Annotated in this window: 12 protein-coding genes; 7 read left to right on the top strand and 5 right to left on the bottom strand. The window is 64.4% G+C overall.

Translation table 11 applies throughout. The features are described from left to right. Positions 1-5: 5 nt before the first annotated feature. From MKP08_RS10255 to MKP08_RS10245, 3 genes are all read left to right on the top strand, one after another. Entirely contained in the window at positions 6-350 is a 345-nt protein-coding gene (locus tag MKP08_RS10255) for a hypothetical protein (protein WP_241553738.1), read from the top strand. Between the two features lie 78 nt (positions 351-428). Then, entirely contained in the window at positions 429-908 is a 480-nt protein-coding gene (locus tag MKP08_RS10250) for a hypothetical protein (RefSeq protein WP_215228272.1), read from the top strand. Positions 909-1009: 101 nt separating this feature from the next. After that, on the top strand, positions 1010-1240 hold the full coding sequence (locus MKP08_RS10245) for a DUF4170 domain-containing protein (RefSeq protein ID WP_215228273.1): 231 nt from the start codon (positions 1010-1012) through the stop codon (positions 1238-1240). A 90-nt stretch (positions 1241-1330) separates the two neighbouring features. Here the strand turns inward: MKP08_RS10245 and greA are convergent, their stop codons facing one another. From greA to carA, 5 genes are all read right to left on the bottom strand, one after another. Continuing rightward, positions 1331-1798 carry a transcription elongation factor GreA gene (gene greA / locus MKP08_RS10240; RefSeq protein ID WP_241553737.1) on the bottom strand — a complete coding sequence of 156 codons (468 nt, stop codon included), beginning with the start codon at positions 1796-1798 and terminating at the stop codon, positions 1331-1333. A gap of 111 nt (positions 1799-1909) precedes the next feature. Further along, positions 1910-5239 (bottom strand): carbamoyl-phosphate synthase large subunit, encoded by a 3330-nt coding sequence (gene carB, locus MKP08_RS10235; RefSeq protein ID WP_241553736.1) that lies wholly within the window; start codon positions 5237-5239, stop codon positions 1910-1912. 1 nt (position 5240) lies between these two features. Then, complete coding sequence (locus MKP08_RS10230; protein WP_241553735.1) at positions 5241-5438, bottom strand: DUF4177 domain-containing protein; 198 nt, start codon at positions 5436-5438, stop codon at positions 5241-5243. A gap of 362 nt (positions 5439-5800) precedes the next feature. After that, positions 5801-6169, bottom strand: coding sequence for a hypothetical protein (locus MKP08_RS10225; RefSeq protein WP_241553734.1), 369 nt, complete (start codon positions 6167-6169; stop codon positions 5801-5803). After that, positions 6169-7350, bottom strand: a complete 1182-nt coding sequence (gene carA / locus MKP08_RS10220; protein ID WP_241553733.1) for a glutamine-hydrolyzing carbamoyl-phosphate synthase small subunit — start codon at positions 7348-7350, stop codon at positions 6169-6171. The genes MKP08_RS10225 and carA overlap by 1 nt, the downstream gene beginning before the upstream one ends. Before the next feature lie 153 nt (positions 7351-7503). Here carA and MKP08_RS10215 point away from each other — a divergent pair, with 153 nt between their 5' ends. From MKP08_RS10215 to rpoD, 4 genes are read left to right on the top strand one after another with little or no spacing between them, the layout of a single operon-like run. Then, the gene (locus MKP08_RS10215; protein WP_241553732.1) at positions 7504-7956 is read left to right on the top strand and encodes a GatB/YqeY domain-containing protein; all 453 of its coding nucleotides are present in this window, start codon (positions 7504-7506) and stop codon (positions 7954-7956) included. After that, positions 7953-8696, top strand: coding sequence for a hypothetical protein (locus MKP08_RS10210; protein ID WP_241553731.1), 744 nt, complete (start codon positions 7953-7955; stop codon positions 8694-8696). Before MKP08_RS10215 ends, MKP08_RS10210 begins: the two co-directional genes overlap by 4 nt. Positions 8697-8728: 32 nt before the next feature. Next, positions 8729-10624 (top strand): DNA primase, encoded by a 1896-nt coding sequence (gene dnaG / locus MKP08_RS10205; RefSeq protein ID WP_241553730.1) that lies wholly within the window; start codon positions 8729-8731, stop codon positions 10622-10624. An 8-nt stretch (positions 10625-10632) separates the two neighbouring features. Then, positions 10633-12657 (top strand): RNA polymerase sigma factor RpoD, encoded by a 2025-nt coding sequence (gene rpoD, locus MKP08_RS10200; RefSeq protein WP_241553729.1) that lies wholly within the window; start codon positions 10633-10635, stop codon positions 12655-12657. The last annotated feature ends 13 nt before the right edge of the window (positions 12658-12670 follow it).

Raw genomic sequence — 12670 nt, 5'->3', positions numbered from 1 at the left:
GGCAAATGCGCGCCGATCGCGCGCTGCGAAACTCGGCGCTCGCGCTGGTCAAGGCGGATATCGCCAATCTTCGCGGGGACCTCGCCAAGCGCAGCCCCGCCGAGCGGGCGATGGACAAGGCGAAGGATGCCGCGATCGATGTCCTGGACGAGGCGGCCTACGTCACCGACCAGCATCGCGGTCTCGCTTCCGCCGTAGTCGCGGCGATCATCCTCTGGTTCGCCCGGCGCCCGATCCTCGGCCTCCTGTTCGGTCGCGATGACGACGAAGACGAGGAGGACGACGGGTACGATCGCGATCGCGCAGAATACGACTTCGCCGACGAGCCCCCGCCTCGGCGTTATCGCTGAAATCACGGAACATCGGGCCGCCACGTTGCGTTGGTTCGGTAATCACCGACCCCCGATACTATCATCCGGAGACACCCTATGAGCACCAAGGAACAAAGAGATGCACTGCGCGCCAAGATCGAGGCGGCGGAGCAGCGGAACGCAGATCGCTCGCTCGCGGACTATGCTCGCGATGCGACGGACAAGGCGACGGCGTTCGTAAAAGAGCACCCTGTCGCGACCGTGGCCGGCGTTGCCGTTCTCGGTCTCGCGATCGGCGCGATGACGCGCCCGGGCCGTCGCGCGGGTCGCCGCGCCGGTGCAATGGCCAATTACGCCGCCGAGATGGGCCTCGCCTACGCCAGCGGCCTGTTCGACAGCGCTGGCGATGCCGTGCGCCACGGTGGTGCGAAGCTGGAAGACTGGAGCGACGACATCGCCCATTCCTCGCGCAAGGCGGGTCGCCGCGTATCGCGCGCCGCTTACGACGGCCGTGACGAGGCGCAGTTTGCCGCCCGCAAGTTCGCTCGCGGTGCCGGTCGGAAATATCGCGACCTGCGCTCGCGCGTCGCGGTCTGAACGGAACGCAGCAAGAATTTCGAGCGGCGCGACGGGCTTGCCTGTCGCGCCGCTTTCTTTATGCGCCGTGGCGATAGCGCACAGTGAAGGATTTATCCGAGATGGAAGAAACCGAAATGCCGCAGCGGCTCCACCTGGTAATGGGTGGCCGTGTGAAGGATCCCCGATCGGTTGAGTTCGCCGACCCTGAAAGCATTCACGTCGTCGGCGTATTCAGCAATTACGAAGCCGCCGAGGAGGCGTGGCGCGCCAATGCACAGCGCACGGTCGACGATGCGGAAATGCGCTACGTCATCGTGCACATCCACCGCCTGCTGACGCCGGATGCGTGATGGTCTTTCCAGTCCCTGCACCGGCCGGGACTGGAAACCAGTCTGCTTGAAACTGTAGGAGGGCCCTGTTCTCGCCGGGCCCTCTCCAGCTCAGACGAATTCGATTTCGTCGATGAGGTAGAACTTATCGCCAGAAGGCACGGTCACCTCGATCTCCTCACCGACCTTCTTGCCGATCAGCGCGCGCCCGATAGGTGAGCTGTAGGAAATCCGGCCCTTGGCCGCGTCGGCCTCGGTCTGGCCCACGATCTGGTACTTGATGGACTTATCTTCCTCGTCGAGCAGGGTGACGGTCGCGCCGAACATCACCTTGTCGCCCGACAGGGTCGACGGATCGATGATCTGCGCGCGGCTGACCCGGTCTTCGAGTTCCGCGATCTGCGCCTCGATCTGGCCCTGCCGTTCCTTCGCCGCGTGATATTCCGCGTTTTCGGACAGGTCGCCATGCGCGCGTGCTTCCTCGATCGCATCCACCACCTTGGGACGCTCGGCCCGCAGCACTTTCAGGTCGGCGGTAATCCGCTCATAACCCTCGGCGAGCATCGGAACCTTTTCCATTCTACTTTCCAATCAATAGTCAGAGTGTGGCCCGAACCGGCAATTCGGCCCTTGCCGCTTCATCGCAGGAGCGGAGCGTCGGGCGAATTTTCGGAAAGGGAGAGCGTTCGTTCAGTTATCGCTATAGTAATCCTGTAGCGAGCGGACTTCAAGACGCGCCGAATCCACGGTGGCAATCGCCTCCGCCACGGCCACGCAGGCGGCCGCTGTGGTGTAATACGGCAGCTTCGCCTCCAGCGCCGACGCGCGGATCGATTGCGAGTCGCGCAAGGACTGCCACCCTTCGGTGGTGTTGAAGATCAAATCCACCTTCCCGTCGATGATCGCATCGACGATATGCGGCTGCCCTTCGGCAACCTTTTTGACCAGCTCGACCCCCAGCCCCTGCTCTTTCAGGAATGCCTGCGTACCGCCGGTCGCGATCACGCGGAACCCGTGTTCGATCAGGCGGCGCACCGCGGGCAGGATCACCGGCTTGTCGCCGTCCTTTACCGATACGAACAGGGTTCCCCCGTCGGGCAGGCCCATGCCGACGCCCATCTGCGATTTCAGGAACGCCTCCGGGAAAGCCCGGTCGATGCCCATCACCTCGCCGGTCGATTTCATCTCCGGCGAGAGGACCGGATCGGCGCCCGGGAAACGGCTGAAGGGGAAGATCGCTTCCTTCACCGCCATGTGACCCGGTTCCAGGCTCCAGGTTTCGAAGTTCGACAGCGGCTCGCCCGCCATGATGCGCGCGGCGATCTTGGCAACCGGTTGGCCCACCGCCTTCGCGACAAAGGGTACGGTGCGGCTGGCGCGCGGATTGACCTCGATCAGATAGACCTCGCCGTCCTTCACTGCGAACTGGACGTTCATCAAACCGCGCACCTTGAGCGCCATGGCGAGATCGGCGGCCTGCCGTTCCATCTCCGCCACGATTTCGCGCGGCAGGCTGTAGGGCGGCAGGGTGCAGGCGCTGTCGCCTGAATGCACGCCCGCTTCCTCGATATGCTGCATCACCCCCGCGATGCGCACCTCGCTACCATCGCACAGCGCATCGACATCGCATTCGACGGCGTCGCGCAGATACTGGTCGACCAGCACGGGACTGTCGCCCGACACATTGACCGCGGTATTGATATAGTCGTCGAGCTGAGCCTCGGAATCGACGATCTCCATCGCCCGCCCGCCCAGGACGTAGCTTGGGCGCAGCAGCACGGGATAACCGATCATGCTGGCGACCGCGGCGGCCTCGTCCCGGCTCTTCGCGATGCCGTTGTCGGGCTGCTTGAGGTTCAGCTTGTTGACGAGCCGCGCGAACTGCTCGCGATCCTCGGCGAGGTCGATCGCGTCGGGGCTGGTGCCCAGGATCGGGATACCCGCCTCCTCCAGCGCGCGCGCCAGCTTCAGCGGAGTCTGCCCGCCGAACTGCACGATCACGCCGACCAGCTCGCCCGCCTGCTGCTCGACCCGCAGGATTTCGAGCACGTCCTCCGCCGTCAGGGGCTCGAAATAGAGCCGGTCGGAAGTGTCGTAATCGGTCGAGACCGTTTCCGGGTTGCAGTTGACCATGATCGTCTCGAACCCGGCCTCACTCAGCGCGAAGCAGGCGTGGACGCAGCAATAGTCGAACTCGATGCCCTGTCCGATCCGGTTCGGCCCGCCGCCCAGGATCACGATCTTCTTGCGGTCGCTGGGGTTGGCCTCGTCCTCCGGCTCGCCGAAGGTCGGGGCTTCGTAGGTCGAATACATGTAGGGTGTGATCGCCTCGAACTCGGCGGCGCAGCTGTCGATCCGCTTGAACACCGGCTCCACGCCAAGCTTGCGGCGCAGCTTGCGCACCTCCTCCTCGCTGGTCGCGCCCGCCATCGCGCGCAGCGTGTCGTGCAGCAGACCGCTGCGGCGTGCCTGCGTTTCGCCCAGACCGCCCGCGACCCCGACCGAACGCACCGCCAGCGTGGCGAGTCGCTTGTCGGAGAAGCCCATCGCCTTGATCCGCCGCATCTCCTGCGCATCGCGCGGCAGGCCGTTATGGCTGATCATCTGCTCTTCGTAGACGATCGCCTCGATCTGGCGCAGGAACCACGGGTCGTAATGGGTGACGGCCTGGATTTCCTCCATCGTCAACCCTTCGCGAAAAGCCTGCGCGACCTTCAGCAGCCGGTCCGGCCTGCGGCGCGACAGGGCCGCGGTGATGACGTCCTTCGCGCAGCCTTCCAGCTCGGTCACGCGGTTGAACCCGTCCAGCCCGGTTTCAAGGCCACGCAGCGCCTTCTGCATGCTTTCCTGGAAATTGCGCCCGATCGCCATGACCTCGCCCACCGATTTCATTGCGGTGGCGAGGTCGGGCGTGGCGCCCTTGAACTTCTCGAACGCGAAGCGCGGGATCTTGGTGACGACGTAGTCGATCGTCGGCTCGAAACTGGCCGGCGTCGCACCGGTGATCTCGTTGGTGATCTCGTCCAGCGTGTAGCCTACCGCCAGCTTCGCCGCGACGCGCGCGATGGGAAAGCCGGTGGCCTTGGATGCGAGCGCGCTGGAGCGCGAGACGCGCGGGTTCATCTCGATCACGATCAACCGACCGTCCTCGGGATTGACCGCGAACTGCACGTTCGAGCCGCCGGTTTCCACGCCGATCTCGCGCAGCACCGCGATGCTCGCGCTGCGCATGATCTGGTATTCCTTGTCGGTCAGCGTCAGTGCCGGGGCGACGGTGATGGAGTCGCCGGTATGCACGCCCATCGGATCGACGTTCTCGATCGCGCAGATGATGATGGCGTTGTCGGCGCGGTCGCGCACGACCTCCATCTCGAATTCCTTCCAGCCGAGCAGCGATTCCTCGATCAGCACCTCGGTTGTGGGGCTGGCGTCGAGGCCCTCGCGCACGATCCGGTCGAATTCGGCGGTGTTGTAGGCGATGCCACCGCCGGTACCACCCAGCGTGAAGCTGGGGCGGATGATCGCGGGCAGGCCGGTCCGCTCCAGCACGGCGCGCGCCTGCTCGATGGTGTTGGCGACGCCGGACGCCGCGCTTTCGAGGCCGATCTTGTCCATCGCCTCGCGGAAGCGCTGGCGGTTCTCCGCCTTGTCGATCGCGTCCGCGCGCGCCCCGATCATCTCCACCCCGTGCTCCGCCAGCACGCCCATCTGGTCGAGCTTCAGCGCGCAATTGAGCGCGGTCTGCCCGCCCATTGTCGGCAGCAGCGCGTCCGGTTTCTCCTTGGCGATGATCTTGGCGACGATCTCGGGCGTGATCGGCTCGATATAGGTCGCATCCGCCATGTCCGGGTCGGTCATGATCGTGGCGGGGTTGGAGTTGACCAGGATCACCCGGTACCCCTCCTCGCGCAGCGCCTTGATCGCCTGCGTGCCCGAATAATCGAACTCGCAGGCCTGCCCGATGATGATAGGTCCGGCGCCGATGACGAGGATGGAGGAGATGTCGGTACGTTTGGGCATGTCAGCTTTCAGTCGGACGCTTGAAGATCAGGGTGTGGCCAGTCGTGTGGCCGAGGCGGATGCGATCGATGTGAGAGACGAGCTCCCAACCTTGCGAGCCGAGATAGTTCATCCCGCCGCGCAGCGACTGGCGATGCTCGCCCTCGACGACAAGCATGTCGTTCTCGATCTCGGCGGTAAGGTATTCCCAGCGGGTCATTAGGAACTTCCGCCTGAAACAAACCTATCCGTAGCATCAATGGGCAAGATATCGGCACGCTTGATCATTAGTTGCCCGGTAAGAACGGATTTCGAACATCGTTGAACCACTGCCAAATTCCCGGCGGTAGAGAGCCCGTTACATAACTCGAAGGGGCAAAAGACAATACGTACGGAGTTGAGCCAAAATGCTGAAAAAACTGTGCATTCAGCGTACTTAGCGCTTGGGGGCTTTTGATCAGGTATGTCCCGGGAAACGGAAGAAACCATGTGGAGATATCTCGGTTCTGGGAAACGAATATCTGTGTCTGTTGAGATTGCGGACTAGAAGCGACAGGGCTGAACGAGAGGATATAATTGATATCAGTCATCCTTCCTCTCCGGGTTTTCGAGCGACTGTGGATTGTGGGTCAGCTCTGTTTGAGCCACCGATTTCATCAATGGCTTTCCTTCGGTTCGATTTTGTCCCCACACAGCAATAGCAGCCATTTGCTCGGTGTGCTCTTCTGTAGGTTCGTTTCTTCCGGTCACTGCTCTGAAGAACCAAAGCCCGAAGGTTAGCAGACCGACAAGGGTAATGATCGAAAGCAACCAGAAAGCTATCCAACCTTCGGCTTTAAACAATGGCGCGGCGCAAACGGCCATGATAATTCCACAAAGCTTCTGACCGTCCGAAAGCGCAGTCGTGCGCTTAGTCAAAGATTGTCGGAATATTGTGGGGAAATCGTCCATCACCCCAGCATCCCCACGAACTTGTCGAACAGGTAGAAGCTATCCTGCGGCCCCGGGCTCGCCTCGGGGTGGTACTGGACGCCGAACGCCTTCTTGCCCGTAATCGAAATCCCGCAATTGGTGCCGTCGAACAGCGAGCGGTGGGTTTCGACCACGCCCTCGGGCAGGGTCGTGCCGTCGACCGCGAAGCCGTGGTTCATGCTCGTGATCTCGACCAGACCCTCGGTCGCGTCCCAGCCGCCGCCGACGCGCTGAACGGGATGGTTCGCGCCGCGGTGGCCCTGGTGCATCTTGGCCGTCTTCGCCCCCGCGGCCAGCGCCAGCATCTGGTGGCCGAGGCAGATGCCGAAGATCGGAATGTCGCGATCGAGCAGCGCGCGGATCGTCGGCACGGCGTACTCGCCCGTCGCCGCCGGATCGCCGGGACCGTTGGAGAGGAACACGCCGTCGGGCTCCAGCGCCAGGATGTCGTCGAGCGGGGTCTTCGCCGGCACCACGGTGACCCGCGCGCCCGCCTTCACCAGATTGCGGAAGATGTTGTCCTTCGCGCCGTAGTCGATCGCGACCACATGCGGCTTCCTGATCCACGGCGCGCGGCCGTATCCCTTGCCCAGCGTCCATGGGCCGCCGTCCCAGCCCTCGTGCTTCTCGCGGCTGACCCGCAGGGCGAGGTCCATGCCCTCCAGCCCGGCCCAGCCCCGCACCCGCTCCAGCAGCGCGGGCAGGTCGAACTCGCCATTGGGCGCATGCGCGATCGCGGCATTGGGCGCGCCGTTCAGGCGGATGAAGCGGGTCAGCGCGCGCGTGTCGATGCCCGACAGGCCGATCTTGCCGTTCGCGCGCATCCACTCGTCGAACTTCTGCTTGCTGCGGAAATTGCTGTCGGGCGTCACCGCCTCGCGCACGACGCAGCCAAGCGCGCTTTCGACCTTGGCCTCGATATCCTCGTGGTTGGTGCCGACATTGCCGATATGGGGGAAGGTGAAGGTGACGATCTGCGCCGCGTAGCTCGGATCGGTCATCACCTCCTGATAACCGGTCATCGCGGTGTTGAAGCAGACCTCCCCCACGCTGGCGCCGATCGCGCCGAAGCCATGGCCCCACAGGGCGGTGCCGTCGGCAAGGAGAAGCAGCCCGGTCGCGCCTTTTGGTCGCGCAGGCGTAATGTCGGCAAGGGCCATAGGGCGCTCCGTTACAAAGGTTTTCCGGCGATGTGTGCTAAGTCACGGCGGCTAGGCCCCGGCCTCGCATTCGTCAAGCGTGGCGCGGCGGGAAGATTGGGTGTAACGCCGCGTCGAACCGCTAGATAGCGACTAACGATCCACAGGAAAGCCATGCTCAGGGAAAATATCCAGAAAGAAACCATCGCCGCGATGAAGGGTGGGGACAAGCCGCGTACCGCCGCGCTCCGCCTGATCTCGGCCAAGATCAAGGACCGCGATATCGAGCAGCGCACGGCCAAATCCGTGCCCGACGACGACGATCTGGTGCAGGACGTGCTGCTGAAGATGGCGAAGCAGCGCCGCGAATCGATCGACATGTACCGCGAGGGCGGGCGCGACGAGCTGGCCGAGAAGGAAGAGCACGAGCTGTCCGTGATCGAGGAATTCCTCCCCCGGCAGATGGACGAAGGCGAGACCAGGGCGGCGATCGCGCAGGTGAAGACCGATGTCGGTGCCGAGGGCATGAAGGACATGGGTAAGGTCATGGCCGAGCTGAAATCGCGCCACGGCGCGACGCTGGACATGAGCATCGCCAGCGGCCTGGTGAAGGAAGCGCTGTCGTGAGCCGCCGGGCGCTGCTGGCGCTGGCCCTCCCCCTTCCGCTGCTCGCCGCCGGGTGCGACCGGGCTCGCGCACCCGAGCCGACACCCACGCCGACCCCTACCGTGGCCGCGCCGCGCAATCTCGTCGCCGCGAATTTCGATCCGGCGAGCCTCGGCGCGAAAATCGAAGGACCGAAGGGACCGGAGGTCGAGAGCGAGATTTCAGCGGACGGGAAGACGATCGCCGATGTGGTGAGCTACGTCGCCTGTCCGAAGGATATGACCGAGGCGTGCGATCCGGAAACCGCGCCCGAAGGCACCGTTTTCACTTACGTCCATGTCGTGACGCCGACGCAGGACGAGGCCGCACCGACCGAGAGCGCGACGCCCGCCGCCGATACCGAATCGGGTGCGCAGCGGATGGAAACCGCGCCCTCGATCTTCCGCACCACCCGCCGCGCAACCGGCTTCAACGGCGCGCTGGGCTACGACCGCGAGCAGGCCAAGGCCGCACTGGGTGCCGAGGACGCAATCACCGTTACCACCGATGCGGGCCAGCTGATCTGGCGCGTGACGAAGGGCTCCGGCTGGACGCCGGGGATGCCGATCACGTTTTTCTGGCAATCGACGCTTCCGCCCAAGGGGCCGAGTTCGGCCTATCGGCTGGAACTGAACAACCGTGCGGGCGACGCCACCGGGCCCTTTCCGCCCGAAAAGGCACCGGAGCCGAAATCGACGGGGACGGCGACTCCGGCAGGCTAGGCAGGCCGCGCCGCGCGCGTTACCTTTACGCGATGGCGCTGACCCCCCAATGGCTGGACGAATTGCGTGCGCGGGTCACGCTGTCGAGCGTCGTCATGCGCACGACCAAGCTTCAGCGCGCGGGGCGCGAATGGAAGGCGTGCTGCCCGTTCCACAACGAGAAGACGCCCAGCTTCTACGTCAACGACGAGAAGGGCTTCTACCATTGCTTCGGGTGCGAGGCGCATGGCGACGTGATCCGCTGGATGACCGACCAGCGCGGCTTGCCGTTCATGGATGCGGTCAAGGAACTGGCGGCGCAGGCCGGGATGGAGGTCCCCGCCCCCGATCCGCGCGCCGCTCGCGTGGCGGAAAAGCGGGCCAGCCTGCACGATGTGACGGCCGCCGCGCAGGCGCATTTCGTCGCCAATCTCGATGGGGCGGACGGGCAAGCGGCGCGTGAATATCTGGCCGGTCGCGGCTTTTCCGCTGCCACGGTCCGCGAGTTCGGCTTCGGCTATGCCCTGCCCGATCGGCAAGCGCTCAAATCCGCGCTCGCCCAGTTCGACGAGCCGATGCGGGTCGAAGCCGGCATGCGCATCGAGGTCGAGGACAAGGAACCCTACGACCGTTTCCGCGACCGGCTGATGCTGCCGATTCAGGACACGCGCGGACGAGTCGTCGCGTTCGGCGGGCGTATTCTTGCGGCGGACACCAAGGCGCCGAAATACCTCAACTCTCCCGACACTCCGCTGTTCGACAAGGGTCGCACGCTTTACAACCTGCACCGCGCCCTGCCCGCCTCGCGCAGGACCGGCCGGATCGTCGTGGTCGAAGGCTATATGGATGTGATCGCGCTGGCCGATGCGGGGATCGGGGAAGCGGTCGCTCCGCTCGGCACCGCGCTGACCGAGCAGCAGATCGAGATCCTGTGGCGCAGCGTCGAGCGCCCGATCCTGTGCTTCGACGGCGATGCAGCGGGCCAGCGCGCCGCGATGCGCGCGATCGCTCGCGCGTTGCCGCTGCTTCGTCCCGCCCACTCGCTGGGTATCGTCCGCCTGCCCGCCGGGCTCGATCCGGACGACCTGATCCGCCAGCGCGGGAAAGACGCGATGGAGGCGCTTCTGGCCGAGCCTGCCGGGCTGCTCGATACGCTGTGGGCGGCAGAGCGCGATGCGCAACCGCTCGATTCCCCTGAAGCCAAGGCGGGGCTGAAGGCGCGGCTGATGGATCACGTCGAGCGGATCGAGCATCCGGACATCAAATCGCTCTATCGCCGCGAACTGCTCGACCGCTATTCCGCCTTCGCATTTCCGCCGCGCCCGCCACGGCAAGCACCCCAGCGCGGCAACTGGCAGAACCGCAACGGCCGATTCCAGCCTACCCCGGCCCCCGCTCCCGGAGCGATGGAGGCACTGCGCCGCAACGCCGCGGGCGGTGGGCGCGACCGTTTGACCGCCGCGGTCGCCGCTGGCCTGATCCGCTTTCCCGATCAACTCGCGCGCCATGAAAGCGCGCTGGCGGACCTTGCCGCGCGTGACCCGAAAGCCGCAGCGGCCATCAATCCGCTACTCGACATGATAGAAGCGCTTGAAGCGGGGGGCGAACATCCCATATCCGATTCGACCGGACCTGCGCCGCACGCGGATAAGAACCGCTTCGCCTTCCTGTCGGAAGGATACGATCCGGATGATGCGCGCGAGGACCTGGCCGAAGCCGTCGCCCTGCTGGTCGAGAGACCGGCGCTGGAGGCCGCGCTTGCGTCCGCCACCGCCCGTTTCGAGACCGATCCCGAAGGAGCCTTCGCCGAACAGCAGCGTTTGCTGAAGCGAAAGCTGGAATTCGAGACGCGGCTGGGCCAGATGACGGGTCGCAGGGCCGCACGCGCGGCGCGAGAACAGGAATTGGAGCCGGCGTCTTCCGACGGCGGCGTACAGGAAACGGACTGAAACCACTTATGGCTTCCGAAGCTAAGACCGCTGAGACCGACGACGCACCCCTGATCGATCTCAACGAGGCCTCCGTCAAGAAACTGATCGCGAAGGCGAAGAAGCGCGGCTACGTCACCGTGGACGAGCTGAACGAGGCGCTGCCGCAGGATCAGATGAGCACCGATCAGATCGAGGACGTGATGTCCGCGATCAGCGAGATGGGCGTCAACATCGTCGAGAACGACGAGGATGCCGAAGCGGAAGCGGACCAGGAATCGGAAGTCGAGGAAATCTCCGCCGACGACGGTCCGGCGAAGAAGGATACCAAGAAAGCCTCTCCCGCGGCTGCCAAGAAGACCGCCAGCGAAGGCCGCACCGACGACCCCGTTCGCATGTATCTGCGCGAAATGGGCGCGGTGGAGCTGCTCAGCCGCGAGGGCGAGATCGCCATCGCCAAGCGGATCGAGGCGGGCCGCGACATGATGATCATGGGCCTGTGCGAGAGCCCGATCACCTTCCACGCCATCATCCAGTGGTCCGAGGCGCTGAACGCCGAGGAAATGCAGCTGCGCGAGATTCTCGATCTCGACGCCATGCTGTCCAAGGAACCGCCCGTCGACAAGATGGAAGAAGGTGCCGAGGACGAGGACGACGGCGAGATTTCCGAAGAGACCGCCGGTCCCACCATCCGCGACGACGACGAGGTGGAGGACGAGGACGGCGAAGACGAGGATGGCGAAGAAGGCTCCTCCAAGCGCCGCGACGACGACGAGGAAGAAGACAACACCATGTCCCTCGCCCAGATGGAAGCCGCGCTGAAGCCGGACGCCATCGAACGCTTCGCGCGCATCACCGACACGTTCGGCAAGTTCGAGAAACTGCAGAACGAGCGGGTCGAGGTGCTCGGTCGCGGCGATGCCTTCCCCGCTGCGAAGGAGAAGAAATACGAGGCGCTGCGCGAGGAATTGACCGCCGAGGTCGAAAGCGTGCAGTTCCATGCGACCAAGATCGAGTTCCTGGTCGACAACCTCTATGCCTTCAACCGCCGCCTGACCGCGCTCGGCGGCCAGATGCTGCGCCTGGCCGAACGCCACAAGGTGAAGCGCAAGGACTTCCTCGACGTCTATATCGGCAACGAGCTGGACGAAACCTGGCTGTCGGACAACGCGAAGAAGGATAAGAAATGGGCCGCCTTCGCCGAGAAGGAAGCCGAGGCGGTCGACCGCATCCGCACCGAGATCGCCGATATTGCCAGCGCCACGGGCATGAGCCTCGACGAATTCCGCCGCATCGTGAACATGGTGCAGAAGGGCGAGCGCGAGGCGCGCATCGCCAAGAAGGAGATGGTCGAGGCGAACCTGCGCCTGGTGATCTCCATCGCGAAGAAATACACCAATCGCGGCTTGCAATTCCTTGATCTCATTCAGGAAGGCAACATCGGCCTGATGAAGGCGGTCGACAAGTTCGAATACCGCCGCGGCTACAAGTTCAGCACCTACGCCACCTGGTGGATCAGGCAGGCGATCACCCGCTCGATCGCGGACCAGGCGCGCACCATCCGTATCCCGGTCCACATGATCGAGACGATCAACAAGCTGGTGCGCACCAGCCGCCAGTTCCTGCACGAGCAGGGGCGAGAGCCCACGCCCGAGGAAATGGCCGAGCGCCTCTCCATGCCGCTCGAAAAAGTGCGCAAGGTGATGAAGATCGCCAAGGAGCCGATCAGCCTCGAAACGCCGATCGGCGACGAGGAGGATTCGCATCTGGGCGATTTCATCGAGGACAAGAACGCGATCATCCCCGTCGATGCCGCGATCCATTCCAACCTCAAGGAAACCGTGACCCGCGTGCTGGCGAGCCTGACCCCACGTGAAGAGCGCGTGCTGCGCATGCGCTTCGGCATCGGCATGAACACCGATCACACGCTGGAGGAAGTGGGCCAGCAGTTCTCGGTGACCCGCGAACGCATCCGGCAGATCGAGGCGAAGGCGCTGAGGAAGCTCAAGCACCCGAGCCGCAGCCGCAAGATGCGCAGCTTCCTCGACCAGTAGGTGCGCCGCGAGG

It is taken from the genome of Erythrobacter sp. LQ02-29 (assembly GCF_022576075.2).
Classification (GTDB): domain Bacteria; phylum Pseudomonadota; class Alphaproteobacteria; order Sphingomonadales; family Sphingomonadaceae; genus Alteriqipengyuania.
Note: the sequence above shows the minus strand (reverse complement) of the source record. Positions and strands in the feature narration are given on the sequence as shown.

Bases quoted from the DNA above. Each gene is read 5' to 3' on its own strand.
- dnaG (WP_241553730.1), top strand. From the start codon at position 8,729: ATGGCGCTGACCCCCCAATGGCTGGACGAATTGCGTGCGCGGGTCACG.
- MKP08_RS10215 (WP_241553732.1), top strand. From the start codon at position 7,504: ATGCTCAGGGAAAATATCCAGAAAGAAACCATCGCCGCGATGAAGGGT.
- rpoD (WP_241553729.1), top strand. From the start codon at position 10,633: ATGGCTTCCGAAGCTAAGACCGCTGAGACCGACGACGCACCCCTGATC.
- greA (WP_241553737.1), bottom strand. From the start codon at position 1,798: ATGGAAAAGGTTCCGATGCTCGCCGAGGGTTATGAGCGGATTACCGCC.
- carA (WP_241553733.1), bottom strand. From the start codon at position 7,350: ATGGCCCTTGCCGACATTACGCCTGCGCGACCAAAAGGCGCGACCGGG.
- MKP08_RS10255 (WP_241553738.1), top strand. From the start codon at position 6: ATGCGCGCCGATCGCGCGCTGCGAAACTCGGCGCTCGCGCTGGTCAAG.
- MKP08_RS10230 (WP_241553735.1), bottom strand. From the start codon at position 5,438: ATGACCCGCTGGGAATACCTTACCGCCGAGATCGAGAACGACATGCTT.
- MKP08_RS10250 (WP_215228272.1), top strand. From the start codon at position 429: ATGAGCACCAAGGAACAAAGAGATGCACTGCGCGCCAAGATCGAGGCG.
- MKP08_RS10225 (WP_241553734.1), bottom strand. From the start codon at position 6,169: ATGGACGATTTCCCCACAATATTCCGACAATCTTTGACTAAGCGCACG.
- MKP08_RS10245 (WP_215228273.1), top strand. From the start codon at position 1,010: ATGGAAGAAACCGAAATGCCGCAGCGGCTCCACCTGGTAATGGGTGGC.
- carB (WP_241553736.1), bottom strand. From the start codon at position 5,239: ATGCCCAAACGTACCGACATCTCCTCCATCCTCGTCATCGGCGCCGGA.